We start from the raw sequence: 14,238 nt of genomic DNA on the forward strand, positions 1-14,238 counted from the left end.
CGGTGCACGGCGAGGGGCGATCTGCCGCAGCAGCCTCCTGAGCCGGCCCACAGTGCTCGCCGGGTCCTGAGGAACTCCGCCCGGGAGCCCTGCGCAGTCCCCGCCATTGACCCTGCCCGTACCGGGACGGTCGCGGGGCACGGAGGCTCCGGGCGCCTCCGGCGGGCTGTCGCGGTGGTCCCCGAAGGGCTGGTCGAGGAAGTCCAGGTACCCCAGCGGCATGATGCTCCCACGGTCGGTTCAGCGGGCTCGGTGGGTTGCGGCGGGCGGCGCGGAGAGCTCGGGTTGATGCGGCGCTTCCGCGTCCGGCCCTCGTGCCCGGGTGCCACTCGCCAGCGGTACGGCAGCGATAGTCAGGGCGCCGATCAGGCCCGCCACCGCGAAGGCCGCAAAACCCCACTGGTGCGCCCCGTTGGCCATGACAGCGCCACCCAGCATGGGGCCCACGACCGCTCCGAGACGGCCCACCCCCGTTGTCCAGCCCAGACCTGCGGCACGCCGGCCGGCCGGATACAGGGCAGAAACCGCGGCGTAGACCATGACCTGGGCGCTGAACAGCCACACACCGGTGAGCGCGACGACCGCGTACGTCGCCATCAACGGCATCCGGACAGACAGCAGAAGGGAGCCCGCAGCGGTGAGGACGAACCAGAGAGAGCAGACGCGCACGGGGCCGAACCTTGTGGCGGCCCTCCCCGCGAGGAACATGCCCGCAATCCCGCCGGCGTTGATCACGAGGAGAAAGCTCACCGAGGAGCTCACCCCGTATCCGGCCGCCCGCATGAGCTGCGGAAGCCAGGTGCTGACCCCGTAGACGAGCAGCAGACCGCAGAAGGAGGCTGCCCACAGCAGGAGCGTGGCCCAGCGGCTGCTTGCGCGGAACAGCAACAGCACAGTGTCCCAGCGGCCCCGGACGCCCCATGCCGGGGCCGAGTCGATGGCGGGCCGCTCCATCCCGAATCTGCGGGCCACCTCATCTGCCTGCTCGCGTTTGCCTCGGGCCAGGAGCACGGACGGGGATTCAGGCAGATGACGTAGGAGCAGTGGCACGGCAACGAACGCCGGGACCACCCCCGCCCAGAACACCCATCTCCAGTCAGCTCCGGACGTCAGGCTGAGCCCCAGCCCCGTCGCCAGCATGCCGCCCACGTGGTACGACGTCATCAGCGCGCCTGCGGTCCACGCGGCGCGTCCGGCCGGTGCGAACTCCATGACCATGGCCAGACAGGTGGGCAGCACCCCGCCCAGGCCGAGACCCGCGATGAAACGACCGAAGCCGAAGGCTCCGGTTCCCTGGGAGACGGCGCACAGCACCGAACCCGCGGAGAACACCACAGTGCAGCTGATGACGACGGGCCGGCGGCCGGCCCAGTCGGTGAGATTGCCGGCGGCGAGTGCACCGATCAGCATGCCCAGCGTGGTCCAGCTGCCGATGGTGCCTGCCGTCGAGGGCGTGAGGCCCAGCTCCTTGTCAGCCATCATGTGCGGCATCACCGCGCCGTACAGGTTGAGGTCCATGCCGTCGAACATGACGACGAGCCAGCACATCGCCAGGACAGGGAAGGTCCGGCCCACGCGCGGACGGCGGACTTCCGCTCGTCGCGACAGCTCACTACGCATGGCCAGGCAACCGGATCGACTGTCCGTGGCGGAAGAAGTCGCGCGGGTCCCACTTCGCCTTGGCCTGCTGCAGCCTGGGGTAGTTGGCGCCGTAGTAGAGGGTGTACCACGGCACTCCGGAGGTGTTGCGCTGCGCGTCTCCCAGGTCTATGTCCGCGTAGTTCACGTAACAGCCGCCGGTCACGCCGTTGGCCACGGGTACACCGCCGGTGTCCCCATAGACGTCTTCGTAGAAGCTGCGGATCCAGTCGAGGTTGGCCGCGTCGTCGTCTGGCTCGGACCAATAGGTCTGGTAGAGCAGCTTGAACGCCGAATCCCGGTGGGGCGTGGCCGTCGCCTCGGGGGCCACCGCGTTGACCTCGCCTCCGTACGAGCTGAGCACGACCATCGCGGAGCCGTTGCTGAAATCCTCCCGGTTCAGGTGCCGGTAGAACGCGGAGATCTGGGAGTCGGGGAAATTGGTGCGCATGTACGCCGACTTGTAGTCGCTGCGCAGGGACGGATCGACCAGCGGACGGTTGGTTGTGCCCAGATAGCGTGTGGCGCGCAGCCACGGCCAGCGCTGCGGTATGAAGAACTCGGGCATGGGGCCGTGCTCGCCGGCCCCCGTCGTGAGCGGCCCGTGCGGGACGTCCACACCCTGGGTGATTGCCGCGATGAACTCGTCGAGCCGGCGCTCCGCGTCGGGCACGGTGGCATCCATCTGTGTCACCAGGCCGATGGTGCCGTTCGAGCGGTGGCTCAGCCGCAGGAAACTGCACAGACCGGCGTACGGACCGCCCGGCGCGCGGTGCGCCTCGTGCCAGGCACCGTAGTTCCCGACCAGAGTGGTGAAGGCGCTCTGGGTCATCCTGCTCCACGACCACTGGATGGCGCTGAGCAGCACTTCGCCCGGCGGCTTCGGGAGGGCCTGGGCGGGATCCGCGCCGGAGGAGCGCGGCGAGCGGAACCAGTACCGAGTGACGACGCCGAAGTTCCCGCCGCCCCCTCCGGTGTGCGCCCACCACAGCTCCCTGTTGGGGTCGCTCTGTTCCCGCGTGGCGACGACCGTGCGCACCGTGCCCTCTGCGTCGACCACCACCACCTCAACGGCGTAGAGGTGGTCCACGCTGATGCCGTCACGGCGGCACAGGAGCCCCCAGCCGCCGCCGCTGATGTGGCCACCCGCGCCGACGGAGTAGCACATGCCGCCGGGGACGGTGACGCCCCAGCCCTTGTACAGGCGCTCATACACGTCGAGGAGGGTGGCGCCCGCCTCCACCCGGAACGCGCGCCGTTCGGGGTCGTAGTCGACCGCGTTCATCCCGGACATGTCGAGTACGACCTGCGTTTCGCTGTTGAAGACGAAGTCCTCGTAGCAGTGCCCGCCGCTGCGGACCGTGAGACGCTTGCCCGCTGTCACCGCCTCCTGCACCGCGGCAACCACGTGGGCGGTCGAGCGGGCCAGCCGGACCTCCTCGGGGCGGCCGGTCCACCGCTGGTTCATGCCGGTGACGAGGTCCCGGTAGCGGGGGTCGCCCGGCACGACCGACACCGCACCCGGTGTTGTGTCCGTCAACGGGCCCGGATCCGCGGCAGCCGCGGCGGGCAGTGCGGCGGCTCCCACGGACACGGCGCCTGTGGTCAGAAGCCGGCGCCTGGACCAGCGCCCGCTGTTGATGTCGGTACCGGTGTGGCTCATATCCGCATCACGCTCTTCTCTAGGCACCGGCCAGGCTCAGGACGTACTGGCCGTAGTTGGAGGAGGAGAGTTCCTTGGCCAGCACCCTCAGTTGCTCGTTGTCGATGTAGCCCATGTGGTGGGCGACTTCTTCGAGGCAGGAGATGCGGATGCCCTGGCGCTTCTCCAGCAGCTGGACGAAGAGCGAAGCCTCCAGCAGGCTGTCGTGGGTGCCCGTGTCGAACCAGGCTGATCCCCGGCCCAGGTTGACCAGCCGGGCCCGGCCCTCCTTGACGTACCTCAGGTTGAGATCGGTGATCTCCAGCTCGCCGCGGGCGGAGGGCAGGAGCTCGGATGCATGGGCCAGGGCGTCGTTGTCGTAGAGGTAGAGCCCCGTGACGGCGAGGTTGGACCGCGGAGCGGTGGGCTTCTCCTCCAGGGTCAAGATCGTGCCCTCGGCGTCCACGGAGGCGACTCCGTACCGCTCGGGATCGCTGACCGGGTAGCCGAAGAGGGTGCACCCGTCGAGGCGTTCGACCTCCTCGCGCAGCATGTCCGGGAGGCGGTGACCGTAGAAGATGTTGTCGCCGAGTATGAGGCAGACCTGCTCCGACCCCACGAACTCCCGTCCGATCAGGAGTGCTTCTGCCAGCCCCTTCGGCTCGTCCTGAACCTCGTAGGAGAGGCTGATGCCCAACTGCCTGCCGTCTCCGAGCAGAGAGCGGTACATCCCCAGATGCGCCGGGGTGGAGATGATGAGGATCTCCCGGATCCCGGTCTGGAGCAGGACCGAGAGCGGGTAGTAGATCATGGGCTTGTCGTAGACGGGCAGGAGCTGTTTGGAGTGAATGCTGGTCAACGGGCGGAGGCGGCTGCCTGACCCGCCGGCGAGGATGATGCCGCGCATCGTTGAGTTCCCTTCGGTCAGGCAGCCGCCGCGGTGATGGGCTGCCACCAATCGGTGTTGTCCCGATACCAGGCCACCGTCGTGGCGAGGCCTTCCTCGAAGGGGACCTCCGGACGGTAGCCGAGCGCTCTGAGCTTGCTGTCGTCCAGGGAGTAGCGGCGGTCGTGGCCCTTGCGGTCGGCGACCTGGCGCACGGAGGACCAGTCGGATCCCAACGCCTGCAGGATCCGTTCCGTCAGCTCACGGTTGGTGAGCTCCTGCCCGCCGCCGATGTGGTAGATCTCGCCCGGGGCACCGCGTTCGAGGACCAGCTGAATCCCGCGGCAGTGATCGTCCACGTGCAGCCAGTCCCGGATGTTCAGACCGTCTCCGTAGAGGGGGACGGTCGCACCCTGCATGAGGCTGGTCACGAAGAGGGGGACGACCTTCTCCGGGAACTGGTAGGGACCGTAGTTGTTGCTGCAGCGGGTGATGCTCACATTCATCCGGTGGGTCCGGGCGTAGGCGCGCACCATGAGGTCGGCACCCGCCTTCGTCGCCGCATAGGGGGAGTTGGGCTCCAGAGGCCACTCCTCCGTCCAGGATCCGGTGTCGATCGATCCGTAGACCTCGTCGGTGGAGACATGGACGAAGCGGGGGACTCCCGCGTCCAGCGCTGCCTGCAGCAGAGTCTGTGTGCCGGCCACGTTGGTGGCGACGAACTCGGCGGCACTGTCGATGGACCGGTCCACATGGCTCTCGGCCGCGAAGTTCACGACGGCGTCGACGGAAGGCAGCAAGCGGGTGAGCAGTTGGGCGTCGCCGATGTCCCCCTGTACGAACCGCAGGAGCGGGTTGTCGGCGAACGGCGCCAGGTTCGCCCTGTTTCCGGCATAGGTGAGCTTGTCCAGCACGGTGACGGTGGCGTGACCAGTGCCGTAGTGGTTTTCGAGTGTCCTGCGTACGTAGTTGCTGCCGATGAATCCGGCTCCGCCGGTGACCAGGACATGCATGGAGAGCCCCCTGCTCGGGTCGTCGCGAGGTGTTGGGGTCCAGGACGCGGTCGAACCCCGGCAGTCATCACCATGTGTAGTGAGACATGGATAGTCGAAGCGGGGGCATGCCCGCCGCTCGACCGGATTCGCTGATCGTAGAACTACGAAATTGAGTCAGACAAGCAACGTCAAAGTTGGTCGCCGGCTGGCGGCGAACTCTTGACCGGTTCGGCGCTCCTCTTCACAGACGGATGAAATGCGCAGGTCAGAGGCACTTCAATGGGTGGCTGTGTCGACCGCTGTCGATCGGCAGGCGGTCGAGGGTGAGCCAGGAAAGAGTCTGTCAGGTAGGTCGTCGAACGCTTGCGCTACCCGGGGCCGCTCGCTACGGTCCTCAACATTCGTAGAAGTTCGAAGTAGCAGTCAGTAGCAGATCGAGCTTCCGATCCTCCATCAGAACCGAGACCCAGGGGGGAGTATGTCCGCAGTTCTCGTCGAGGCAGGGGCGTCCGTCGCCCCCGACACAGCTGTCGGTTCCGGCATCTGGATTCGCACCGGAACGACGGTGAGCGGATCCGTTCTCGGCGACGGCACCTTCGTCGGCTTCCGGTGCCGGCTGGATTCGGCCGACATCGGAGCCGGTTCCCTGATCGCCTCCGAAGCCCGCATCGGACGCGTGGGGGATGTCCGGACCCGTATCGGCTCCGGCGCCTGGATCGGGGCCCGGGCCGTGATCGAGCCAGGTGTCCGGGTGGGCGGCGGTGCTGTTGTGGCCGCCGGCGCGCATGTGACCGACGACGTGGCGGACGACGCGGTCGTGGCCGGAGCGCCCGCCCGCCTGCTGCGCCGCCGCACCGTCCTCGATGACGGGTTGCCCGATATCAGCCGCATCATCGAGGTCGTCCGGGCCAGGCGCACGGCTGAGGCGCACCCGCTTCCCCGGGGCTGGCTGGCCGGCTCCGACTGTCAGCTCGACGCCGACATGACAGGCGGTCCCGACGTCGTCCTGGGCGACGAGGTCATTGCCATGGGCCGGGCCGACGGGCCATCGGAACACGGCGGCGTGAGGTTCGGCGCCGCGGTCACGGTGGGGGCGCGATCAATTCTCGAGGCATCGAGCGGGATCGACATCGGCGCCCGCACGGTACTGGGCCGACGCGTACTCGTGCTCTCCAGCGGTCACGACATGGGCCGCCGTTCCCTTCCCTGGCAGGCCGGACCGATCACCATCGGTGCGGATTGCCGGATCGGCGACGGGGCCACGATCGTCGGCCCGGTCGACATAGGAGACGGGGCCACGGTCACCGCGGACGCCCTGGTCGTGAGTGACGTACCCGCAGGCAACACCACTTCCGGAATATTAAGGAAACGCATCCGATGAGGATCGTCTTTGCGCCCAACCCGACCGGGTCCGGGCACAATATGCGCGCCCTGTCGCTCGCCAGGGCCCTGCGAGCCCAGCACCCCGATGCTGAGCTCACCGTCCTGCTGGGGTCGCTGCAGGACACCTTCACCCCTCTCTTCGAAAGTGCCGGGGTGGCCGTGGTGGACGTCGCCGGCAAGCATGTGGACCACTCGACCTCCAGCCACCTCGGCAAACAGATGGACTGGTCGGCGTACATCACCGACTACGTGGCCCCGGCGTTCGTCAGCGGGGACCGCATTCTGAGTCACCTCGCCCAATTCCGCGACCTCGAGCCGGACCTGGTGGTGAGCGACTACAACATCTCGGCCAGTATGGCCGCCGCCATTCTCGGCGTTGCGCATGCGCTTGTCACCGAGCGCTTTGACTTCACGCTCGTCCAACTCGATGACGAGACCCTCGAATCCGGGGGTTTCGAGGTCGACCGGGACGACATGAGGCGTGCCCGTGAGGCCCTGCGCGCGGTCTTCGCGTGGATCGTCGACACGGCCGAGATCGTCCTCACCGACAAGCCGGCCGTCGCGGAGCTGGACCGCGGAACGGCCGTGGCGCTGGCCATGGAGGAAGGGCGGGCCGTGTTCACCGGTCCCATGATCCGCGACTTCCCGGCCGCTGTGGACGGAACCCGGGTACGCCGGTCCCTCGGGCTGGGCGATGGACCCGTCGTCGTCGCCTCGGTCGGCGGAACGACCATGTTCCTGGAGAACAAGCAACGTGTCATCCGAACCTACCTGGACGCCTTCCGGCTGCTCAAGAAGGAACACCCGGACCTCCAGATGGTGCTGCTGAGCCGGGAGCCGGTCGACACGCCGGCTGATGTGGTGGCCCTCAGCTATCTGCCCGACTGGATGCCGCTGCTCCAGGAGGCCGACCTGCTGCTGTCCGCTCCCGGCTGGATCACCGTGACCGAAGTGGCCGCGATGCGCGTCCCCAGCGTCTTCGTGCTGGGCAGCCTCGGGGAGTACCACGAGGTGGAGGCCGCCCGGCGGCTGGAACTCCTCGGGTATCCCACTCTCATAGCGCCGGGGCCGGACGATCTCGCCACCACCGTCTCACCGCTGCTCGCCGCCGGCGCCGGCGACCGGTTCGAGGCGGCTGCCCGCCGTATCGCTCCGGACGGGCCGGGCACCACCTACGCGGCCGGCCTGCTGGTCGAGGCCGCCCGCCGTTCTTCCACCGCGCGGCGGTCCCGCCGTCCCGCCACTGAAACGTCCAGCCATCGAGGGAGCAACAGATGATCGACGTTGCCCTGTCGGCCGATGCCACACGCATGCTGCTGGCCGGCGACGGGTCCACCACTACCCTGCTCGAAGCGCTGTTGAACTGCCCGCTCTCCGTTCGGGTCGACGCACAGGGCCCCGTCCCGGCGCATGTGCTCGATTCCCGGGCCGTGCGCGCCCTCGGGCTCGCGGCCGGGGAACAAGCCGTACTGCGCCACTCGGCGCTGCTCACTCCTGGCGGCGACGTGGTGAGCGTCAACACCGTCGCCTTCACCGTCCAGCCGTCGGGCTGGTCCGCATCCGCGAGCGACAGCACCCCGCTGGGCCAGCGCCTGCGCGAGGCCGGCAGCAAGCAGCACCGCACCATCCTGACATCCGGCCTGGCCGAATGGCCCGGCGACGACCGCCACCAGCCGTGCGCGTTCAAGGAATACGTCATCTCCTGCGCGGACGGGTCACGGATCTACGTATTCGAGAAGTTCAACCCCGCATACGTGAGCGCGGCCGAGTCCGACCGGGACCTCGAGCCTGCCGGCAGCTGAGCCGGCCAGGCATACGGACCACGAAGCGACCACCACCGACCAGGAGTTCCTATGCTGGAGATCACGAAGAGCTGGTACACCGGAGGCGCCACGAGCGACGCCGTCCGGGTGGGCCGGGTGCGCGCGGACGACGACGTCTTCGACGTGGCGTACGTACCGCCCGTCGGCGAGTGGCCCACGACGGGTACCAATCCCGAGCAACTGATGGGCGCGGCCTGGGCCATCTGCTTCCAGGGCATGCTGGGAGTGGCGGGCCGTAACCAGGGCGTCGATGTGGAGAACTCGCGGGTCACCGCGGACATCGAGCTCGGTCAGACCGCGGACGGCGGCTTTGCCCTGGGCGCCGTGCTGACGGTCTCCCTGCCGGACGTACCGCAGGAGCAGGTGGATCAACTGCTCGACGAAGCCCATGCCTTGTGCCCCTTCGTCCGTGCGGTCGAGGGCAACATCAAGGTGGTCGTCAACGGCAAGGGGCGGTAGGTGCCGGTGCAGCAGTCGCAGACCGCACCGCTCGTCACGACGGCGGCCTTCCGCGACGGAATGGCGCTGCTCTCCGCACCTGTGACGATCGTCGCGACGCGGGACGCCGACGGCCGCCCGTGGGGTTTCACCGCGAGCGCGGTCTCGTCCCTCTCGCTGGATCCACCACTCCTGCTGGTCGGCATCGCCAGGTCCTCCAGCTGCTACGAGGCCTTCGCCCAGGCCGCTGAGTTCACCGTCAGCATGCTGTCCTGGGACCACGTCGGTCTCGCCGAGACCTTCGCCACCAGTGGCATCGACCGGTTCTCGGGCACCGACCAGGTGCAGGACGGCGACGGTCTCCCGTACGTCCGCGACGCCATTGGGCACTTCCGGTGCTCCCTGGCCCAGCGGGTCGACGCGGGGGACCACGAACTGCTCATAGGTGCCGTCCACGAGGTCACGGTGCGAGGTGGCCGGCCCCTGGTCCGCTACCAACGGCGCTTCGCCACCGTCGGCTGACTCCGGACTTCGTCATCGAGCTCCGCCTGGAGCTCCTTCACACTCTGAGGAGAACACCATGACCCTTTCCTTCGGCGGCTTCCTTCCGCCTTTCCACGAGCCGGGAGAGGACCCGCACAACATCTACTGGCGCGACCTCGGCCTCGTGGAGTGGCTCGAGGAGCTGGGCTTCGACGAGGCCTGGGTGGGGGAGCACCACTCGGCCGGGTGGGCACCCATCAGTTCGCCCGAGCTCTTCATGGCGGCGGCAGCGGAGCGCACGCACAGGATCAAGCTCGGCACCGGTGTCGTGAGCCTGCCGTACCACAACCCGCTGACCGTGGCGAACCGCATCGTGCAGCTCGACCACCAGAGCCGCGGCCGCGTGCTGTTCGGCATGGGCGCCGGGGTGCTCCCCTCGGACGCGTACATGATGGGTATCTCGCCGGTCGACCAGCGGCGGATGATGACGGAGTCGCTCGATGCGATCATGCATCTCTTTCACTCGGACGAGCCGCTGACGCGCAAGACCGACTGGTTCAACCTCCAGGAAGCCCGGCTGCACCTGCGCCCGTACAACCCGGACGGCCTGCCGATGGTGGTGGCCAGCTCCGGGTCGACCCGGAGCATGGAACTCGTCGGCCGCTACGGCCTCAGCCCGCTGACCTTCGCCACCGGAATGCCCGGGGCAGGGGCCCCGCCGCTGGGTGAGCTGTGGCAGGCGGCCGAAGCATCGGCCGTTGAACACGGGCAGACCGTGGACCGCAAGGGCTGGCGGGTCGTCATCTCGGCGCACGTCGCGGAGTCCAGGGAAGAGGCGCTCAACGACGTTCGGGCCGGAGTCGGCCGGTGGATCAACGGCTACTTCCGGGACACCATCGGTCTGCCGATCAAGCTGCCCGAGGGGCGAGAGGTCGAGGCCATGGTCGCCTCCGGCAGCGCGATCGTCGGCACGGTGGAGGACGCGATCGCGGCGATCGAGAAGCTGGAGGAGATCAGCGGAGGTTTCGGCACCGTGCTGTTCACGGCGCAGGACTGGGCTCCGCGGGAGAAGCTCCGGCGCAGCTATGAGCTCATCGCCCGCTACGTCGTACCGCACTTCCGCGGTTCCGTACGCAGCCTGAAGGCGTCGCAGGAGTGGGTGGCGGGCAAGAGCGCCGACTTCGCCGCCATGAACGCCGAGGCGCGTCGCCAGAGCACCGACTGACACTCGTTCAGCCGATCCCGGCCCCGCCCCCGTTGATCTGCGGCCGCCCTCCCTCTAGTCTTTCGATGTGCGTCGAACTTCGAACTATTGGCGCGCGTTTCTCCCGAAGACGGAAAGGACAGCTCATGTGGTTTCGGATTCTCATCCTCGCGTTGGGAACCTTCGCGATCGGCACCGACGGATTCGTCATCGCCGGCGTGCTTGACGACATCGCCGCACAGGCGGGCGTCGAGGTAAGCCAGGCAGGTCAGCTCATCACGGTGTTCGCCTGGGTGCTCGCCGTGTCGAGCCCCGTACTGGCGGCAGCGCTCGGCAGGTTCCCCCGCCGCGGGGTCCTGCTGTGGGGGCTCGGGATCTTCACCCTTGGCAATCTGCTCATCGCACTCTCCTCCGACTACGAGGTCCTCGTCGCCGGGCGGGCCGTGGCGGCCATCGGTGCGGCGATGTTCGTCCCGAACGCGGCAGTGGCGGCGACAGCGGTTGCTCCCGAGGAGGCCCGCGGCCGAGCACTGGCCGTGGTCGGCGGCGGCATCACGGTGGCCACCGTTTTCGGCTCCCCGCTCGGCACCTACCTCGGGAGCTACACCAGTTACCAGGGCGTCTTCTGGATGCTCACCGGCGTGGGCGTCGTTGCGCTGATCGGAGTCGCCGTCTTCCTGCCCACGCTGCCCAACCCGCCGGCGACCAGCCTGCGGACGCGGCTCTCCGTACTGAAGGTGCGGGGCGTCGGCGGCACCCTGCTGACGACCCTGCTCGCCTTCCTCGGCGGCTTCACCGTCTACACGTACATCAAGCTGCTGCTCGAGGAGATCCTGGAGGTCGACGCCGGCACGCTGACGCTGCTGCTCGTCGTCTACGGAATCGGCGGCGCCTGCGGAAACTTCGCCGCCGGCTGGCTCGTGGACAAGTGGGGCAGCACCAAGACCACCGTGATGTGCGTCCTCGGCTTCGCCGTGATGCTCGGCATCCTGCCGTGGACGGGCACGACCGTCGCCGGTGCCGCCGTCACCCTGCTGCTCTTCGCCGGCTTCGCCTGGATGATCCTGCTGTCCCAGCAGCACCGACTCATCGGCCTGGCTCCCAAGGCCCCGCCGCTGGTGATCTCGCTCAACACCTCGGCGCAGTACATCGGCATCGGAGCGTCCGGGCTGGTCGGTGGCGCCGTCATCGACATGGGCGATGTCCGCAACATCGGACCCACGGGTGCCGTCCTGGCTCTGGTCTCGCTCGTCGTCTACCTCATCAGCGTGGCGCGCAGCCGCGCTACGGAAACCAATCAGGCGGCCTCCGAGACGGCCGCCCCGCCGGCCCAGCGCCCGGCGGCCCAGCGCCCGGCGGCCCAGCACGCCGACTGACCGACGCGGGCCCAGTCCCCGGAACCTCTCCCAGGGCCGGGCCCGCCCAGACACCTTAAGGAAAACGATGCCCCAGAACGCCCGTGCCACCGCCCCCGAGGCCCTGTGGGAGAACTACGCTGCCTCGTTCGCCAACACCCAGTACGGCGGCCTGGTTTCGGCCATCGACTACGACGGTACCCGGGCCATCACGGCGGACCGTATGGTCGAGAGCTGTGCCCTGGCCCACTGGGCGGCCGCGGAGGCCGGGTTCGACACCGCCCGGGTCCGGCCCGCCGAGGGTCTGGCGGACTTCGTGGACCGGACGCACGGCGGTTACCTCGAGTTCCTGGAAGTCTCCGGGATCCCGCACGAGCTCAGCAGCGTGAAAACCGCGCACCGGCAGTTCCTCGTCGCGGCGGCGCTGCTGGAGGCGGCCGCCCACGGGGTCGGGGAGCCGGCCGACGGGCGTGCCCAGCTGAAGTACGCGCAGCAACTGCTCGTCCGGGACGGCCGTCTGCTCGGCTCGGTGGCGCGTGACGGCAGTTCGGTTCTCGACGACCGTTCACCGGCGGCCGGCGCCGCCGCCCGGACGCTCGCCCTGGCCCTGTTGGCCCGGCTGACCAGCGACGCCGCCGATCGGGAGGAGGCGGTTCAGTCGGCGGCCGTCCTGGTCGAGGTCTTCGTGAACCAGGACGGGTCGGTGCCGGACTGGCGCGGCCTGGACAACGCCCCCGTGCCAACGGCCAAGGTGGACCTGACCGCCTCCTCGCTTACCGCGATCGCCCTGGCCGAGGCCGGCAGGACGCTCGGGGACGCGGCACTGACCGATCTCGCCGTCCAGATCGTCAGCTACAACAACAGCCATCTGTGGGACGAGCGGTTCGGCGGCCACTGGAACCACTGCGACCTCGACGGAAAGATCACCATCCACCGGGAGTTCATCACCTTGCTGAACTCCGCCATACCGATCAAGACCACGGCCGCCAACGCCTGGTCCCTGCTCGCCAACGGCCGTGTGCGCACGGCCCTGGGCCTGCGCGACACGGGCCTTGAGCAGGCGGTGTCCCGTACCCGCGGGTACCTGGAGTCCATGGTCGACACGGTGCACGGCGGTGTCTTCATCGGCGAGGGCTATTTCTGGACGCCTCCGGGCACTCCTGTCGGCCCCTTCGTCCGCCAGATGCTGCCGCCCCGCGACTTGCCGGGCATCTTCCACTTCGGTTCGAGCAGCTTCCTGCGCCTCTACAACAAGCAGGCGTCTCCGCAGATCCTCACCGCGCTCGCGCTGCACGCCACCCGTGAGGACGCGGCCGACGACCTGAAGCAGACCGTCGCCACGCAGACGGAGTCCGTCGCGGCTCTGGCGGCCGGCCTGCCCGAAATACGGGCAGCGATCGAGGACATCCACGCCATGGAGGCGGTCGACCTCTCCGGTGTCATGGACGTCGCGGCCCACCTGAACTACATCCGCTCCAGCTTCACCCCCGGACAGGGCTATGGATGGACCCCGCGCATTGCCCCGATCGGCTCGGGCGCGAACCAGGCGCCCTCCGTCTTCGGCACGCACCACTCGGTGGCCAACCTCCGCGTTCTGGGCGAGGACCCTCAGGAGCTCGAACAGGTGACGGCCTGGCTCACGTACGCCCAGTCACCCAACGGTGCGTTCGCGGAGTTCCCGGGTGGCCCGGCTGACGTCCTCAACTCGTACCTGGCCGTCAACGCGTTCCAGCTCCTCGGGCACGAGGCCGGGCCGCGGGACCGCGAAGGGGCGATCGAGTTCCTGCGGGGCTGCCAGAACAAGGACGGCGGCTTCGGTGTCGTCCCCGGCTTTGTCAGCGACCTGTTCCACACCAACCTTGCAGTGGTGGCGCTCGATTCGCTGGGATCCGGTCCTGCGGATCCCGAGGCGTGCGTGCGCTACGTCGTCGCCGCACGCAACGAGGACGGCGGCTACGGCGAGCGGGTGGGCACCCCGTCCGACACCTTCTCCGTCTACCGGGCGGTCGGCACACTGGCGCTCCTCGGCAAAGACCTGCCGTACCGCGCCGAAGCTGTCCGCTTTCTGCAGGACTGCCAGGGGCCGGGCGGTGGTTTCTCCCACGACCTGGTCAGCCGCGAAAGCCTGATCGCCACCTACCACGCGGTCGCCGCGCTCTACCTGCTCGAATCCGCGCCGCTCCGGCAGGACGAGTGCCAGACGTGGCTGACCGGGTGCCAGACGCCGGACGGTGGTTTCTCCAACATCCCCGGAGTGACGTCCGGAACCATCGACGAGGGCTTCGCGGCGGTGCAGTCCCTGGCCATCCTGGCCAAGGGCCTGACCCCGTACTTCGCCATCGCCGTTTCCTGAGGCTCCCCCTGCTCCCTCGCGTCGCCCGCGGCCACGGC

12 protein-coding genes are annotated in these 14,238 nt (G+C 68.7%); 8 read left to right on the top strand and 4 right to left on the bottom strand.

Annotated elements, in window-relative coordinates; translation table 11 throughout:
* Positions 1-240: 240 nt before the first annotated feature.
* The 4 genes from ACFYWI_RS10790 to rfbB are packed head-to-tail and all read right to left on the bottom strand — an operon-like array spanning position 241 to position 5,179.
* Positions 241-1,575, bottom strand: a complete 1,335-nt coding sequence (locus ACFYWI_RS10790) for an MFS transporter (protein WP_389228548.1) — start codon at positions 1,573-1,575, stop codon at positions 241-243.
* Positions 1,576-1,612: 37 nt separating this feature from the next.
* A complete protein-coding gene (locus ACFYWI_RS10795; protein ID WP_389228550.1) occupies positions 1,613-3,301 on the bottom strand; it encodes an FAD-binding oxidoreductase in 1,689 nt (562 codons plus the stop codon).
* Between the two features lie 19 nt (positions 3,302-3,320).
* Positions 3,321-4,187, bottom strand: a complete 867-nt coding sequence (rfbA, locus tag ACFYWI_RS10800; protein ID WP_389228553.1) for a glucose-1-phosphate thymidylyltransferase RfbA — start codon at positions 4,185-4,187, stop codon at positions 3,321-3,323.
* Between the two features lie 17 nt (positions 4,188-4,204).
* On the bottom strand, positions 4,205-5,179 hold the full coding sequence (gene rfbB / locus ACFYWI_RS10805; protein ID WP_389228556.1) for a dTDP-glucose 4,6-dehydratase: 975 nt from the start codon (positions 5,177-5,179) through the stop codon (positions 4,205-4,207).
* A 460-nt stretch (positions 5,180-5,639) separates the two neighbouring features.
* Here rfbB and ACFYWI_RS10810 point away from each other — a divergent pair, with 460 nt between their 5' ends.
* The 8 genes from ACFYWI_RS10810 to ACFYWI_RS10845 all read left to right on the top strand — a co-directional run bounded on the left by ACFYWI_RS10810 (position 5,640) and on the right by ACFYWI_RS10845 (position 14,200).
* Positions 5,640-6,542 (top strand): DapH/DapD/GlmU-related protein, encoded by a 903-nt coding sequence (locus tag ACFYWI_RS10810; protein ID WP_389228559.1) that lies wholly within the window; start codon positions 5,640-5,642, stop codon positions 6,540-6,542.
* The gene (locus tag ACFYWI_RS10815; protein WP_389228562.1) at positions 6,539-7,822 is read left to right on the top strand and encodes a hypothetical protein; all 1,284 of its coding nucleotides are present in this window, start codon (positions 6,539-6,541) and stop codon (positions 7,820-7,822) included. The genes ACFYWI_RS10810 and ACFYWI_RS10815 overlap by 4 nt, the downstream gene beginning before the upstream one ends.
* Positions 7,819-8,346, top strand: a complete 528-nt coding sequence (locus tag ACFYWI_RS10820; RefSeq protein ID WP_389228564.1) for a hypothetical protein — start codon at positions 7,819-7,821, stop codon at positions 8,344-8,346. Before ACFYWI_RS10815 ends, ACFYWI_RS10820 begins: the two co-directional genes overlap by 4 nt.
* 51 nt (positions 8,347-8,397) lie before the next feature.
* Positions 8,398-8,826, top strand: coding sequence for an Ohr family peroxiredoxin (locus ACFYWI_RS10825; protein ID WP_389228567.1), 429 nt, complete (start codon positions 8,398-8,400; stop codon positions 8,824-8,826).
* The gene (locus ACFYWI_RS10830) at positions 8,827-9,327 is read left to right on the top strand and encodes a flavin reductase family protein (protein WP_389228570.1); all 501 of its coding nucleotides are present in this window, start codon (positions 8,827-8,829) and stop codon (positions 9,325-9,327) included.
* Between the two features lie 58 nt (positions 9,328-9,385).
* The gene (locus tag ACFYWI_RS10835) at positions 9,386-10,513 is read left to right on the top strand and encodes an LLM class flavin-dependent oxidoreductase (protein ID WP_389228573.1); all 1,128 of its coding nucleotides are present in this window, start codon (positions 9,386-9,388) and stop codon (positions 10,511-10,513) included.
* 125 nt (positions 10,514-10,638) lie between these two features.
* Positions 10,639-11,868 carry an MFS transporter gene (locus ACFYWI_RS10840; protein ID WP_389228576.1) on the top strand — a complete coding sequence of 410 codons (1,230 nt, stop codon included), beginning with the start codon at positions 10,639-10,641 and terminating at the stop codon, positions 11,866-11,868.
* 67 nt (positions 11,869-11,935) lie between these two features.
* Positions 11,936-14,200, top strand: a complete 2,265-nt coding sequence (locus tag ACFYWI_RS10845; protein ID WP_389228579.1) for a prenyltransferase/squalene oxidase repeat-containing protein — start codon at positions 11,936-11,938, stop codon at positions 14,198-14,200.
* Positions 14,201-14,238 lie beyond the last annotated feature (38 nt).

Origin of the sequence: Streptomyces sp. NPDC002889, assembly GCF_042888425.1 — a bacterium.
Taxonomy (GTDB): domain Bacteria; phylum Actinomycetota; class Actinomycetes; order Streptomycetales; family Streptomycetaceae; genus Streptomyces.